Source organism: Prosthecobacter fluviatilis (assembly GCF_042655725.1).
GTDB classification, from domain to species: Bacteria; Verrucomicrobiota; Verrucomicrobiia; order Verrucomicrobiales; family Verrucomicrobiaceae; genus Prosthecobacter; species Prosthecobacter fluviatilis.
Genome location: NZ_JBHSMQ010000007.1, coordinates 145,934 through 161,189, shown reverse-complemented (window position 1 = coordinate 161,189; position 15,256 = coordinate 145,934). Strand labels below are relative to the sequence as shown.

The 15,256-nt window shown below is 62.4% G+C and carries 5 protein-coding genes (1 of these 5 only partly in view); 1 reads left to right on the top strand and 4 read right to left on the bottom strand.

All coding sequences use genetic code 11. The features are described 5' to 3' along the window. The first annotated feature begins 195 nt into the window (after positions 1 to 195). Positions 196 to 2,040 carry a translational GTPase TypA gene (gene typA, locus ACFQDI_RS18205; RefSeq protein ID WP_377169436.1) on the top strand — a complete coding sequence of 615 codons (1,845 nt, stop codon included), beginning with the start codon at positions 196 to 198 and terminating at the stop codon, positions 2,038 to 2,040. A 300-nt stretch (positions 2,041 to 2,340) separates the two neighbouring features. On the opposite strand, the gene ACFQDI_RS18200 is transcribed toward typA, so the two are convergent. The 4 genes in view from ACFQDI_RS18200 to ACFQDI_RS18185 are tightly spaced (at most 50 nt apart) and all read right to left on the bottom strand, a layout consistent with a single transcriptional unit that may run on beyond the window. After that, entirely contained in the window at positions 2,341 to 2,919 is a 579-nt protein-coding gene (locus ACFQDI_RS18200; protein WP_377169434.1) for a DUF417 family protein, read from the bottom strand. Between the two features lie 50 nt (positions 2,920 to 2,969). Beyond that, on the bottom strand, positions 2,970 to 3,830 hold the full coding sequence (locus tag ACFQDI_RS18195; RefSeq protein ID WP_377169432.1) for a helix-turn-helix transcriptional regulator: 861 nt from the start codon (positions 3,828 to 3,830) through the stop codon (positions 2,970 to 2,972). Between the two features lie 19 nt (positions 3,831 to 3,849). Further along, entirely contained in the window at positions 3,850 to 4,752 is a 903-nt protein-coding gene (locus ACFQDI_RS18190) for a DUF4159 domain-containing protein (RefSeq protein ID WP_377169430.1), read from the bottom strand. Between the two features lie 44 nt (positions 4,753 to 4,796). After that, positions 4,797 to 15,256, bottom strand: partial view of an autotransporter-associated beta strand repeat-containing protein gene (locus ACFQDI_RS18185; protein WP_377169428.1) — the end only. 16,852 nt of this gene lie beyond the right edge of the window; only the last 10,460 of its 27,312 coding nucleotides appear in the window; its start codon lies beyond the right edge, outside the window; its stop codon occupies positions 4,797 to 4,799.

Genomic DNA, 15,256 nt, shown 5'->3' with positions numbered 1-15,256 from the left:
ACAGAATCGTCACACAAAAGACATTTGGGCTGGCGCACCTGTACATCATGTCACTTTGCCGCCTGGGAGGGCCTGCTTCCCCGGCCCCGGACAGCCACCGGCTTCCGCTCCATGCCCCAAAACGGGTGCAGCGAAGTGGTTGCCTATGGCCCAGACGCTGCTACTCTCGCGGCCCCCTTCCCCTCAAACTGCCCCATGACCCCTGACAAAATTCGCAATATCGCCATCATCGCTCACGTCGACCACGGCAAAACCACGCTCGTCGACGGCCTGCTGCGCGCCAGTGGCAATTTCCGCGAGAACCAAGCCATCGCAGAACGCGCCATGGACTCCATGGATCTGGAGCGCGAGAAGGGCATCACCATCAAGGCCAAGAACACCTCCGTTCACTGGAACGACTACATCATCAACATCGTGGACACCCCCGGCCATGCCGACTTCGGTGGTGAAGTGGAGCGTGTGATGAAGATGGTGGACGGCGTGATGCTCGTGGTGGACGCCTATGAAGGGCCGCAGGCGCAGACGCGCTTCGTTTTGAAGAAGGCGCTGGAGCAGGGCATCAAGCCCATCGTGCTCATCAACAAGATGGACCGCCCGCACATCGAGCCCCAGAAGGTGCACGACAAGGTGCTGGAGCTCTTCCTGGAGCTGGACGCCACTGAAGAGCAGTTCAATGCCGCCTTCGTTTACGGCAGCGCCCGCGCAGGCTGGGTCACCGACTCCCCCACTGGCGAGCAGCACGACATGACCTTCCTCCTGGGCAAGATCGTGGAGCACATCCCCGCTCCGAAGGCGGAAGTGGAAGGCTGCTTCGAGATGCTCGTCTCCAACATCGACTGGGACAACTTCGTGGGCCGTGTGGCCATCGGCAAGGTGACCCGTGGCAGCGTGAAGCTGGGAGACAAGGTCTTCCTCCTGGGCAAGACCCCGGAAGAAAAAGCCATCCCGGTGAAAGTGACGAAGGTCTTCCAGTACACCACCCTGACCACCAGCGACTCCGTGGAAGGCATCGCTGGCGACATCGTCGGCATCTCCGGCTTTGAAGACGTGGACATCGGCCAGACCGTGGCCGGCAGCGCAGACGCCGTGGCCCTGCCCTTCGTGGCCATCGACCCGCCGACCATCGTCATGCAGTTCGCCGTGAATGACGGCCCGCTGGCCGGACGCGAAGGCGAGCACGTGACCTCCCGCAAGATCCGCGACCGCCTGGACCGCGAGCAGAAGATGAACGTGACCATCAGCGTGAAGGACACGGACACCGCCGGTATCTTTGACGTGAGCGCCCGTGGCGCCATGCAGATCGCCGTGCTGGTGGAGCAGATGCGCCGCGAAGGCTTTGAGGTCCTCGTCTCCCGCCCCATGGTCATCATGAAGCGCGTGAACGACGAACTCGTCGAGCCCTTTGAAACCCTGTACGTGGACGTGCCGGACGACTACCTCGGCGGCGTGATGAAATCCATCTCCGAGCGTAAAGGCAAGATCGAAGACATGAGCGCGCACAACGGCCGCACCAGCCTGCAGGCCTATGTGCCGACTCGCGGCCTCATTGGCTTTGAGTTTGAACTGATGAACCTGACCAGCGGTCACGGCATTCACAGCCACCTCTTCCGCGAATACGCCCCGCACGCCGGACCCATGCAGACCCGCAGCACCGGCACGCTGGTGAGCACCGAAGCAGGCGAAGCCACCAGCTACGCCCTCGACACCATTCAGGTGCGCGGCAAGCTCTTCATCGGCGCAGGCGAGCAGGTGTATGACGGCATGATCATCGGCGAAAACCCACGCGCCGACGATCTGCCCGTGAACCCCACACGCAGCAAGCAGCTCACCAACTTCCGCGCCGCCGGCAACGACAAGGGCATCCAGCTCACCCCGCCGATCCGCTTCAGCCTGGAGCGCGCCATCGAGTACATCGCCCCCGATGAACTCGCCGAGTGTACGCCCAAGAGCATCCGCATCCGCAAGCGCATCCTCGACAGCAACGTGCGCCAGCGCGAGAAGAAGAAGACCGAAGCGCAGCTCGAAGGCGCGGCTGCGTAAGGCGGCAGTCAGCAGTCAAAGAGTCAAAAGCTAACAAGAAGGCCAAGGCATCACCGCCTTGGCCTTTTTGCTGTGTGGGTGGCGCGACGCCTACGCCTGCATCGGAGCTACCTCTTTCGGGCGTCTGCTGGCACACGTAGAATCAAGGAGTCAGCGGGCGTCCCAAACGGCCCTATGCTCGGAGGAGATGTGCCATGCGCCACCCGTCCGGCCTGCGAAAGCGGTAGCTGCGCTCGTTCCTCGCTCCGCGACCGCACTCCAAATGGGCGGCATTGCGCCATGGACTCAGGAGTGCGGACCTCAACGCTCTCTTTTGCGCAAATAGGTGGCGGCAGAATCAGCCATCGTAACCCAGGCGGCACCGAGCATGATGAAGTCCTTCACCACCAGCCGGCCTCTGCCGCTCAAGAGCGGAAAGCCATGCTCTGTATTGCCCAGATTGGGCACCCAGCTTTCGGGGGTCGTCACCAAAAAGGACAGGGTTGTGAGCGACATGATGACGACGAGGGCGCTGCCGACCGCTGCGACCTGCGGCAGCCAGGGATTCAGGGCGATCATGAGTCCATAGAGCACGATCACCGCACCGAGCCCCAGCGCAAAGGTGTAGGTGTGGTTCGCCTCATGCCAGGCGCGGTTGGCCGGCACCAGTGCGCCCTCAGGGTTCATATGCTTGGTGTACTCCGGAGCGGGATGCTTGTAGAAAAAGCTCATGACCGGGCTGTTGGCCACGAATGGCACGATGCCGTCCGCTTCATACTTGTAGATCTTGAGGGCCCCGATCCAGACCAGAACGACAATGAGGCCAAAACGGGTGAGCGAAAAGCCAAGGCCACGGCTGTTTGCGGCGAGAGTGAATGCTTTGTCTGTGAGAGTGTTCATCCGGCAAGCTATCATGCGCGCCGCTGGCCCGGAATGGACGAACAGCCCGATCACATGGACAAATTGGCACCGCCCCGGCTCAGCGTCTCCTGCTCACGGAAGACAGCCGGAGAGCAGCCAAAAGCGCGCTTGAAGAGCCGGCTGAAATAGAACTCATCATCAAAGCCCACCTCATAGGCGACTTCCTTGACGGGCTTGAGGGTATGCAAAAGCTGCCACTTGGCATGCTTCATCACCCGGTCACGGATGATCTCGGCCAGAGTCTTGTGAAAGTGGGTTTTGGAGAGCCGGGCCAGTGTCTTGGGTGAAATGCCCAGCAGCCGCGCGTATTCAGACGGACTGTGCAGAGTCTGGTAGCGGGTCTCCAGCAATTCCCTGAAACGGCGCAGCGCTTCAGGCCGCCGGGTGGCCGCCAGTCCGTCAGAGCCCTGCTGCTCAAGCTTCAGGCGGGTGGCTTTGATGAGCAGAATCTTGAGACAGGAGAGGAGCACCTCCTGGTGGGCCACCGCCTGCTGCCGCAGCTCATGGTCCATCTCTTCCATCAGCCGGCCAAACTGGAGCAGCAGCCCGGCATCCAGCCTCACCAGCGGCACGTCATACACTTCGTTGAAGAGCACTCCATTGCAGCCCACGGCGTGGTGATGCGTCTCGATGCAGAAAAAGTTGGCGTGAAACTGCAGCATCCAGCCGGATGCCGCACGCTTCGTCACGAATGACACACGCTGGTAGGGGTTCAGGCAGAGCAGCACCGGGGCTGCAAAATCGTGCACGGCGTAGTCCACACGCACCATGCCGCTGCCCTGCTCCAGCAAAAACAGCGTGAAGCACGGCGTGCGTGCCAGCTTGCTGACGCCCGTGAATGAAAACCTCCGCACTGCGAGGCTCGGCAGGGTGGCGTCAGGCGGGTTCATGCTGAGATCATGCGCCCCATCAGTGCGTCAGCGAATAAAAGATGATGTTGATGCCCAGCGGGTACGCATACTTCTCGGAGAACTCTTTGAAGTACCACGGGTCCGTGCCTTCCTGCTCCCAGCCTTCGCCGGTGTCGGTGTTCCAGCAGATGACCATCATGAGGCGGCGCTTGTCGTCGAAGTAGCCGCGGTAGTGCACGTGCTCGGAGCCGGGCTTGTCGAACTCATAGGTGATGCCCTGGTTGATCACATACTCGGCAAAGCGAATGTGCGGGATCTGCGGCTTTACCTTGAGGGGGAAGACCATGTGGAAGATCTCATGCTCCAGCGGGATCTCCTCGATCTTGCGGTCCGGCCAGATCTGCTTGAGGGCCACCTCAAAGTTGTCCCACTCGCGCGTGCCCCAGAAGTCGTCCACCATGATGAAGCCGCCGTTGAGCATGTACTCGCGCAGGGTTTTGGCCTCTTCGTCAGTGAGGTCGATGTCTCCCACCTCGATCATGTAGAGAAAGGGAAAATGGCGGATCTGCTCGGGGTGGATGTCCACCACAGCGCCGTTGGGGTTCACCTGCAGGGAGGTGAGCTGCTGCAGGCGGTAGGACATGTTCATGTCCGAGTCCGGATAATCGGTGGCCCATTTGCGGTTGGAGCGCCCCCAGCCACGCCCGCCACGGCTCATGGAGTTGTAGCGCACGCGGGCAAAGGTGAAGGTGTCATTCGGCAGCTCCTTGCTCACCGGCCAGGTGGGGTAGCCCTCTTCCTGGCCCCTGCGGGTGTCTCGCGGATCTTCCGGCACGCTGCCATCCTTGACGCCAAACTGGGTCGGCCGCCCGCCTTGCGTGTCTTGCTCCACCGCCCAGACGACGCAGCCGAGCAATGCCAGGGCGATGAGGAGGACGGGGGCGGATCGGGGTTTGCGCATGAATCTGATAACGTGGCTCGTCACCGACTCCTGCGCACTTCTTTTCATGCCATGGGTCCTGCCTGAGGCCTGCGGCGGCGCAGGAAGAGGGCGGCCAGCCCAAAGAGCAGGAGCACCATGCGGCCGGGCTCTGGGACGATGACGATGATGCCGTAGGTGGCAAAGGCGGAGGTATCCCAGAAGAGGCCGGAGCCGAGTTCGGGAAGGACCAGGTCGCTGGCGGTGTCGAAGGCGGAGCCGCCGGCTGGAGTGCCGATGCTGCCCGCCGTACCGGAGCTCACCGAGGCCCAGTCCATCAGCTTGAAGACATCTCCAAACGCCATTCCGGAGGCGTCTGCAGTCTGCACCAGAACTGTCGGAGTGCCACCGGCGCTGGCTCCGAGGCTCAAGGTCTGTCCTGCCAGACTGAGGGAGCTGTAGGTGCCGCTGACGGTGTTCCACTGGGTGTAGATGGAATCAGGTGTGCTGCCGACTCCTGCCATGGCATGAATGCCGAGGTAATCGGCGGCCGTCACGTCCGAGGTCCAGCCAGAGTCCAGGGCCTGGGCATTATGGCTGCTGGAGGTGACTTCAAACTGGATCTGCGAACCTGAGTTGACGGTGAGCGCACCGGTGAGGGTGAGCTGGCCGGGAGTGCCACCGGCAGCATCCCCCGGACGGAGGACGCCTACGTTCGAGAGACTGCCCAGGGTGACCGCTCCGACTGTGCCGGTGCCAGAAAGCGTGGGAGCAGCGAGCTCGTTTGCCGAGACGACGGCGGCGGCGACCGGCGCGCCGGAGACCCCGGAGACGGTGGAGGTGGTGCCCGTGCCCGAGACAGTGATGGCGGAGGAGGCTGCCGAACCGCTGCCGCCTGAGCCAACCTGCAGGCTGCCACCAGTGACCTGCGTGTCTCCCGAGTAAGTATTGGTCGCGGTGAGCAGCAGTTTGCCGGAGTCCTGTTTGATCACACCGCCGGTTCCTGTCTGCACCGCAGCGGTGATGGTGGTGTCTCCTGTGCCGGCGACGGTGAGGTTCATGTCTGCTCCCGTGATGGTCGAGCCATTGACCACAAGAGCATTGCTGCTGCTGTTGGTCCAAGTTTGTGAAGCACCGAGAATGACGCTCATGCCGAGGGTGCTGGTTCCTGCGCCGCTGCTGTGGGTGATGCCGCCCGCGCCGATGGTCAGGGTGTTGGCGTCGCTGCCGTTGTTGCCGATGGTCACAGCACCTGTGGCGGAGCTGGTGAAGGTCAGGCTGGCAATGGAGGTGGCGGAGCCGAGGTAGCTCGTGGTGAGATTGGAGGCCTCAGGAGTCGTCGTGTTGAAGAACACATCGGTGGTCGCGTCCGGAGTGGCCTGGGTGTCCACGTCGCTCGCGGCGTCCGTGCGCCAGTTGGTCACGCCACCGGCGTTGTTGGTGCTCCAGCTGCCATCGAGAGAGCCGGACCAATAGGCTGTGGTCGGGGCCACCACGGTGACGTTCAGCGCCGTCTGCGTGGTGGTGTTCTGCGCACCTGCGAGCGTCAAGTTGTAGGTCTTGCTGCCCCAGGCGCCGGCGAGTGTGAGTGTCGTGTTGGCGAGGGTGAAGTTGTTTGTGCCCGTGCCGGTGAAGCCACCGCCTGCGGTGATGAGCTGGATGACGCCTGTGGCGATGCCCGTGGCTCCGGTGACGGCGTTAAGATTGATTGTGGCACCAGAGGCGATGCTGGCGTTCTTGGTGACCGTGATCTTGTCCGCACCGCCATACACGCCCGAGACGGCGGACACGCTGCCGATGTCAAAGTAGAGGTTGGAAGTGGAGGACGCCGTCAGGCCGGTCAGCGCGAAGGTGGCGCCTTCGAGAATGTTGAACGTACCGAGCGCACTGTCACGCATGTCGAGTTTGGAGCCTGCGCCCAGGTTCAGGCTGGCCCCTTCGGTGCTGATGGTGGTGCTGCCGACATTGATGACCGTGGTAGGCGCGCCGGTGGCCACGGTCGCCATGAGGGACACACCAGAACCGACGGTGATGGCGGTGTTGCCCAGTGTGGCAAAGGTGGCGCTGCCGCTCGTGTTTTGGATCTGCAAACCACCCGCTGTGCCGCCGATGGTGGTGGCACCGCTGTAGGTGTTTTTTCCGGTGAGCGTCTGGAGTCCCGTGCCGGTCTTGACCAGGATGAGATTTCCCGTGGTGGCCACGCCGCCCTTGGTGTCGGTGAGGATGCCTGCGTACGTCGTGCTGGTGTTGTCTGCACCGACGGTCAGTGTGGCCGAAGTACCGGTGACGGAGTTGGTGATCATCCCGCCGGTGGTGGTGGTGTCTCCAGCGAGGGAGCCGAGAGTTTCAGACTTGCCATTGAGATCGAAAGCAGCACCCGCGGCGACGATAAGGGCCGAGGCGTCTGGAATCACCGCGGCGAGGCCGAGCTGGAGCACGCCGCCGGAGACAGTGGTGGAACCGCCGTAGTTGTTGGCCGAGGAGCTGAGGATCAGGGTGCCCGCGCCCGCCTTGGTCAGGTTTGTGCCGCCGGTGATCTGGCCGCTAATGGTAGCGGTGACCTGTGGGCTTGCGACGGTGATGGTGTGCGAACCCGCAGCGAGGGTCATGGTGTTGACCAGAGTCAGGTTGTGCGTGGCGGCCGTGCCGCCAAAGGTGAAGTCGCCGACGACGTTGGTGGCATTGCCAATGCTGCGCGCGGCGGTACCGGCCAGGATGGTGGTGCCGGAGCCGATGGTGATGGTGCCCGTGCCGTAAGGCGTGGTGGCTGCGGTGTTGTCAAAGATCACCGTGCCCTGCTCAATGTTCAGGCCGCCGGCCAGCACATGCGCCGTGGAACCGCTGAGAACGAGCGAGCCCGTGCCGCGCTTCTTGATCGTGCCACCGCCCGTGGTGGTGAGCGGCGCGGAGATGATCAGGCCTTCGGGAGAGAGGCCGTTCACGGTGATGACGGGAGACGCATTTGTCAGCGTCAGCCCTGTGCCGCTGATGGTCGGCGTGCTGGCCAGATTGTCATTGGTCACGGTGATGGCGTTGGCGGCGCTGAGATTGAGCAGTGTGGCCGTGGCCACCGTGGGTGTGGCCGTGCCGCCGTTGCCATTGAAGGTCAGGCTGGAGAGCGTGTTCGTGCCAAACATCGTCAGCGTGCCGCCGCCGTTGATCAGCACGCTGGCGGATTGAGCGATCTGGTTGGCGATCGTTTCCGTGACCGTCGCGCCGTTGTTGATGACCAGGCTGTAGCCCGTGATGGTGGAGCTGCCGTTGGTGCCCGCTCCGGCGGCAATCGAAACGTTGCTGGTGCCATTTGCGCTGGCATTGCTGAGAGTCAGCGTGCCTGCATTGACCACCGTGCCGCCGGTGTAGGTGTTGTTGCTGGCGCTGGAGATGGTGAGGCCCGCCGTGCCGGATTTGACGAGGCTGACCATGTTGCCGCTGACGCCTGCGTTGTAAGTGCCGTTGTCCGCGATGACCAGTCCGGTGGAGAGCGACATGAGGCCGGTGTTGTTGGCGTAGATGTCCAGCTCGGCTGCGGTGCCGTTGTTGGCTCCCGCCGTCAGAATTCCGTTTTGCAGGGTTGTGGTTCCGGACGTGCCAATGCTGGTGCGCATGATGCCACCTGATGTGATGATCAGCGCACCCGCCCCCAGATCGAGAATCTGCGCCCCGGCTGCGGCTCCGGTAAGCTGCAGGGAGTTCACGGTGTTGCCACCTGCGGCGAGGTTGATCGCAGCGGTGATCCCGCTGAACTGATAGTTGCCGCTGGCGGTGGTGGTGCTTTGAGAGCCTGTGGCGCTGACAACCGTGTAGGCCGCGGCGTTCAGGGCGGAGATGCCGGCGGCGGTGAGTGCGGCATTCCCCGTGGCAGTTGTAGCGGAGGCGTTCTGCGAGATGGTAAACACCGTCGCGCTGGTGATGCCCGTGATGTAGGAACCGACGGGAATGGCCGTGCCACTGATCTGCTGGCCGACGATCATGGTGGTGGTGTCCCCTGAGGTGAGGGTCACGATGTTGCTGTTGAAGGTCGTCGCGACGTTTCCGGTCAGTGTCTGTGCCGAGATGTTGGTGGCCCAGTTGTCGTTGGTGGCGGCTGTCGCTCCCACCGTGGCCCAGCCACCGAGCAGGCCGCTGGCGAGCGTGCCGCCATTGAGGTTGTTCACAAAAATCTGCGCGCTTCCGGGCAGCGTCTGGCCTAGAGCCGTGCCAGTGAACATGGCGACCGCACCTGTGCCGATGGTGCGTGTGAGATTGTCGATGGTCAGCGCCGCGGTGTTGTTGGTGGCGGCAGCAGGAGCGGTGACGGTGATCGTGCTGAGCCCCTGATTGAGTGCCACGCCCGTGCCCATGCCGATGGTTTCAGCGGTGGATGATTGATTGGCCCCGGTGAGATTGATGGTGCCGGAGTTCAGGGTGATGGCCGCCGTGCTGGAGATGCGTGTGTTGCTGGCAGAGAGGCCGCTGTTCACGAGAGAGAGCGTGGCACCGCTGACGGTGAAAGTGGTGCTGGCGAGAGATCCGCTGTCCTGCAGCACGAGGGAGCCTCCCTGAACATTGGTCGTGCCCGTGTAGGTGTTGGCGCTGGTGAGTGTGAGGGAACCAGTTCCGGCCTTGTAGAGATTGATGGCGTTGTTGCTCGAGCCACCGCCGATCACACCGCCAAAGGTGGTTCCATTGGAGGTGGTGAAAAGATTGGCAGTGGTCGCGCTGATGATGGAGCCGCCGCTTCCGCCGACGGTGTTGTTGTTGCTGAGTCCGGCCACGGCCTGATCCTTGCCATTGAGATCCAAAGTGCCGGCATTGACGAAGAGATTCTGTAGTGTGGCCACGGTGGCGGTGGGGGCGACGAGAAGGGTGTTGGCGGAGCCGCTGTTGAGCTTGAGCACGCCGCCGTTGATTGTCGTGGGTCCGGCATAGTAGGCGGCGTTGTTCAGATTCAGCGTGCCGCCGTCCGCCTTGACCAGACCGCCGGTGGTGCCAAGCAGGAAGGCATTCAGATTGAGCACGGAGGTGCCGGTGACGTGAATTTGGAACTGGACGTTTCCGGACGTGGTGATGGATCCGGCATTGATCGTGCTGGTGCCATCATAGGTATTGAGGATGCCACCGGTGTTGAGGAGCAGTGCATTGAGCACGCCGGTGTTGGTGTAGTTTTGAATGACCGAGCCCTGGGCAGCCTGGCCGCCCCCAGTGGAGGTGATGGCAAAGGCGGTGTTCAAGGTCAGACTGTTGAGCGAGGTCGCAGCGTTGTAGGTCTGCGTGGCGCTGAAGTTGCCAAAGTTTGTGGTCAGACTGCTGGTGAGCGTGGTGGCCAGCTCGCTGGTGGCCATGGCGCGCAGGTAGGTGCCTGCACCGGTGTCTTTCACGAGGAACCCCGTGCCCGTGCCTGTGGCGGAGGCGTCTGCGATGATGTCCGCACGAATGGTCATGGTGCTGGTTCCACTGGCGCCGCCGCCCTGGGTCACACCGGCTATGGCCACGCCGGCGGTAGCACTGAATGCACTGGACGTGGTCATGTTTGCAAGGCCAGCTCCGGTGGTGGAAGACAATCCGCGGATGAGCAGGCTGCCGCCGCTGGCCAGGGCTTCCGCTGTCAGTGTGGTGGCGGTGAACGTGGTGTTCCCGCCTGTGCCGCCGTTGAGGGTCAGGGAGCCGCCGCCATTTGAGACGGTCAGAGTGGCGACGGTTTCAGATGTGTTAGTGCTGGCCACGCTGGTGCCGTTCAGTATCACGGAGCCGCCCTGGATGGTCAGCGCCTTGCCGCCGAGACGGTTGGTCAGATTGTTCAGGGTGTTGTCAATGGTGAGCGAGCCGGTGGAGGCGATGGTGTCTGCAAAGGAGATCATGCCAAAGGCGCCGCTGAGAGTCACCCCGCCCTGATACACCGTCATGCTGCCGCTGGCGGTGTTCAGATTCGTTAGGGTCAGCGTGCCGCCGCCGATCTTGGTAAGGCCGAGCGAGGTGCCCTGCGCCATGATGCCGTCAAACTGATAGCTGCCGCTCGCACCGTTGCCCACCGTGAGGACCGCCGTTCCCGAGGCTGTGACGAGACCGGAGCCAGAGAGTGCGCCGATGGTAGTCGCCATACTGGCGATGTCAAAAACACCGCCAGCGCCCACAGACACCGCACCGGTGAGCGGAAGCGCATTGGCCACCCCCATCTGGAGCAGACCGCCGCTGACCGTGGTGGTGCCGGTATAGGAGTTGCCACCGCTGCTGAGCTTCAAAATGCCATTGCCAGCCTTGTTCAGACCTGCAGAGCCGGAGATGGCGCCGCCCAGCGTGGAGGTGTTCTGCGGGCTGCTGACGGTGATGGTGCGAGTGGCGCTGCCCAGATTGACAGCACCATTGAGGATCACGCCATTGGCAGCCACCATGCCACCAAAGGTGAAGTCACCGTTGACTGTCACGTTGTTGGATACGGTCTGAATGGCGGCGCCGGACTGCAGGGTGGTCCCTCCGGCGATTGTCAGCGTGCCGATGCCTAGCGGACCTGTGCTGCTCTGAATGAGCGGAACGCCCGCCGCTGTCAGCGAACTGCTGGCGCCAAGGATAAGCGTGCCCTCATTCAACTGAACGCCTCCGTTGAAAGTGCTGGCACCACCGAGCACGAGCGAGCCAGAACCAGCTTTGATAATGCCTGCCGCAGAGCTGGTGCCACCGATGAGGTTCTGAATGACGTTATTCAAAATCAAATCAATCGGCGAGAGCCCGGAGGTGGTGATGGTGCGATTCAGCGCCGCGAGCTCCCAGATCGTTGCATTCGAGATAATTGGCGTGCTGCCGTAACTGTCATTGACCGCCGTGATGGCATTGGTCGTACCGCTGAGCACAAAGGTGCCGCCAGTGATGTTGGTCGTGGCCTGCGCTCCACCGGCGCCATTGAAGGTCAGAGTGGCGAAGGCATTGGTGCCGACGAGGGTCAGCACGCCGGCATTGCCATTGAAGGTGATGTTGCTGCCGGAGGCTATCTGCCCGCTGAGAGTTTCCGTGACATTGCCGTTGTTGAGGATCAAATCTCCCGGAACTTGGACACTGCCTAGGGTGCCGCTCAAAGTCAGCGATCCCGCCCCCTGGTTCACAATGGTCGGCCCGGAATAGGAATTGGAATACCCGCCGATGGTGGGCGAGCCGATCGTGGTGGCCACATTGGTACCGGCAGTGACGCCTGCGCCCGTGGTGATCGTGAAGGTCGTGGGCCCCGTGATGGCGGTAATGAATTCACCGGCGGGAATGCTCGGATTTCCTGTGACAGGCATGCCCACATAGAGGCCAATGGTACTGGCCACAGTGACCGTAGCAGAACCCGCCGTGGTGCTGGCCTGCACTCCGGTGATGCTGCCGCCGGAGGGATTGAGCGCGGCACCGATGGTGAACGGAGCAGACGTCACAGTCATAAGTGCTGGAACGGAGAGCACAAAGTGTGTACTGTCTGTGATGCTGCTGACCGTGGCCCCTATGGGGATGCCTGCACCATTGACGCTTTGACCGGGAACAAGCCCGGCTGTGCTGGCCACCGTGACCGTCGCGCTCGAAGCGAGCGTGGCGCCCGACACCGTGAGTCCTACTGGCTGCAGCCCAAAGTATTCATTCGCAGCACCGGTCGTCGTGGCGTTTTGGGAGAGGGTGACCATGGTGACGCCCGTGCCCTGAACGATGCCGGTAACGGTGGCCCCTTGAGGGATGCCATTCCCCTGCACCGACTGGCCGACGAACAAGGTGGGTGTGCCCAGAACGGTGATGGTGTTGCTGCCGCTGACCGTGCTCGCAGTGAGTGACTGTGCAGTCGGCGCCGAGGCGGTGGTGGTGATGATGGTGGCTACACTGCCGCCGGTGCCAGTGGCTGGGGCGGAGATCGTAAAGATTGTCGGACTGATGATGGACGTGATCGTCGCGCCTGCCGGAATGTTCGCATTTCCTGAGATGACCTCGCCAATATAGAGACCGCTCGTGGAGGTGGAAAGGGTCACGACATTGCTGCCCGCAGTGGTGCTGGCCAAGGCGGTGGTGGCGGTGGATGCGGCGATCGTTCCGAAGAGCACCGTGGCGGCACTGGTGGGCACTGTGGAGAAAGAGCCATTCAGCGTAACAATGTTTCCGGAGACACTGGCCACCGTGGTCGCGGTGAGCGCGCCCCCCCCTGCGGCAGCAGCGGCGAGGCTCACGCTCATGCCAGGGTAGATGACACTGCCGGCAGGGACGGTGATCGTATTGCTGGTGAAGCCGCTGTTTGGAATGGTCAGCACCTGCGAGGTGGGCAGGGAGAACTGAGTACCGGCGGCGGTGGTGCTGCCCGTAACGACATTCGCGCTGAGCGTGTAGTGCGTGGCGTCCGTGATGCCGATGACCACTGCCCCTGCGGTCTGCCCCGCGCTGGCATTGACCACCTGACCGATCGCAAGGCCGGCGGTGCCTGTCACCGTGACGATGTTTGAACTGGTGGTGGTGGAGGTCGTCCACACCGTCGGCAGAACATTAAGCGTCGTGGTGCTGGCGCCGGACTTCACGAGCGTGAGAAGGTTGCTGTTGCTGTAGTTCGTGATGGCGCTGTTGATCGTGGCCGTGTTGTTGGCGTAGTTGTAAAGAGTGGAGGACGTGTTGGTGGGTGCCCCAGCAGTGAGACGGCCGCCAGCAAGGACACTGGCTGCGCCGTTGGTGAGCAAACCGCCGGAAGCGATGTCGATGGCATCTCCCAGCGTGCTCTGTGTCACAGTCGAGACGGCGGAGATGCGCAGGGAGTTGATTGTGCGGCTGGTGACGTTGGTGGCACTCGCGGCAATGGTGATGTTGTCAGTGGCCACGCCAGCAGTGAGCAGGCTGGCAGAGTAAGCACCAAACGGCGTGGTGCTGTTAATGGAGAGGCCAAGTGCGCCCACACCCATGGCTCCTGTCACAGGATCAATGGTGGAGCGATAGCTGGCAAAGTCTGTGCCGCCCACCACCGCCCAGCCGCCGATGATGCCATTCACGAGCGTGGGAGCCGAAGTGATGATGATTTGAGAATTGGACGACGCCGTGAGGGGAGCGAGACCATTCATGCCGAGAACGGAGGCGCCAAGCGTACCACCACCCACCGTAAAGTTGACGGTCGCGGTGCCGCTTTGATTCAGGCTGGCGAGTGTCCATACCGCAGACCCCGTACCTGTGGCGCTGCTGCCGAACAGGTTGGCAGCGATGATGCTGCCACCGGAGACCAGATTGAGAGCACCGGCAATGCCCAGGGCATCGGTTCCCTGCTTTGCACCGAGGGTCAAAGTGCCGCCTACCAGATTAATGGAAGACGAGCCGGTGCGGGATGTCAGCGCAGACAGCCCGGAATTGTCCAGAGTCAGGCCAGAGTAATACACCGTAATGGCACCGTCGTTGGTGATCGTGCCACTGTCCTTGAGGGTCAGCGTGCCGCCACGGATGTTGGTGAGCATGTTCGCGTTGCGACCGTCCGTATTGGTCAGCACCAGATTGTTCCCGCCTGATTTATCGAGGGTGATGTTTCCGGCAATCGTACCTAGGAAGGTCGTCGTCGCCGTGCTGGGAATGGTGTAAAGCGTGGCGGTGGTGCCGGTGTTTGTCACCGTGCCCGCCGCGCCGGGCAGAAGATTGCCATTGGTCTGAGTCAGGGATGCGATGGCCTGGCTGAAGCCATTGAGATCCACGGTGCCGCCGTTGAGATTGAGCGCGGCTGTAGTGACGACGGTGGCCGTGGGGATGACGAGGAGGGTGTTGGCACCGCTGGTGAGATCAAGCTCTCCGGCATTCACAAAGGTGGCCCCGGAGATGAGGCTGGATTTTTGCAGATTGAGGATACCGCTGTCAGCCTTCACCAACGCACCGCTGCCGACGAGGTAGGAGTTCACGGTGAGCGTGTCCAAGGTGTGGAATATGAGTCCTGCCGCCCCCTGGGTAAGCGCACCGCCGGTGAATCCAGCGTTGCCCGTTTTCGAGACCACGGCCCCGCTGGTGATCGTCAGTGTGTTGAGCGCGCCAGATGCATTGAAGAGCATGGTGCCAGTGGCAAGACTGGTGGCGTAGTTCACGGCGATGCCACCGCCGGTCGAGGTCACGCCACCGCCGCTGCTCAGGGTCAGCGAGTTGATGGTGGTCGATGCGTAGAGATTCAGATTCTGCGAAGTGGCAAAGACATTCGATCCGGCAGCTGCATTGGAGGCCGTACCGACCAATGCGGTGATGGCCCCTGGAGTCGCCGTGCCGAGATAGCTGCCGGTGGGTGCAAAGTAACCGAGCGCCGTGTCCGCCGAGGTGAGGAGGCGGAAGCCGTTGGTGTCTGAAGTGACTAGGCCAGTGCCAGTGCTGTCAGAGCCGATGATGTCGGGGCGAATGCCACTGACCAAGGTGGGGGTGGTGGCGAAGACATTGACGCGTCCTGTGCCGGCTGCGGCTCCGCCGAGGATGCCTGTGGTGGAAATGACGAGCGTCCCGGTGTTGGTGGCGCTCTGGGCGGTGACTGTTGTGATGTTCACCGTCGTGCCGAAGGCTCCCGTGCTGGGCGTGAGGTTGAATAGGCTTTGACCGGCCACGAGGGTCATGGTGCCGA

Excerpts from the sequence above, each read along its gene's own strand:
- typA (WP_377169436.1), top strand. The coding sequence starts at position 196 with ATGACCCCTGACAAAATTCGCAATATCGCCATCATCGCTCACGTCGAC.
- ACFQDI_RS18200 (WP_377169434.1), bottom strand. The coding sequence starts at position 2,919 with ATGAACACTCTCACAGACAAAGCATTCACTCTCGCCGCAAACAGCCGT.
- ACFQDI_RS18195 (WP_377169432.1), bottom strand. The coding sequence starts at position 3,830 with ATGAACCCGCCTGACGCCACCCTGCCGAGCCTCGCAGTGCGGAGGTTT.
- ACFQDI_RS18190 (WP_377169430.1), bottom strand. The coding sequence starts at position 4,752 with ATGCGCAAACCCCGATCCGCCCCCGTCCTCCTCATCGCCCTGGCATTG.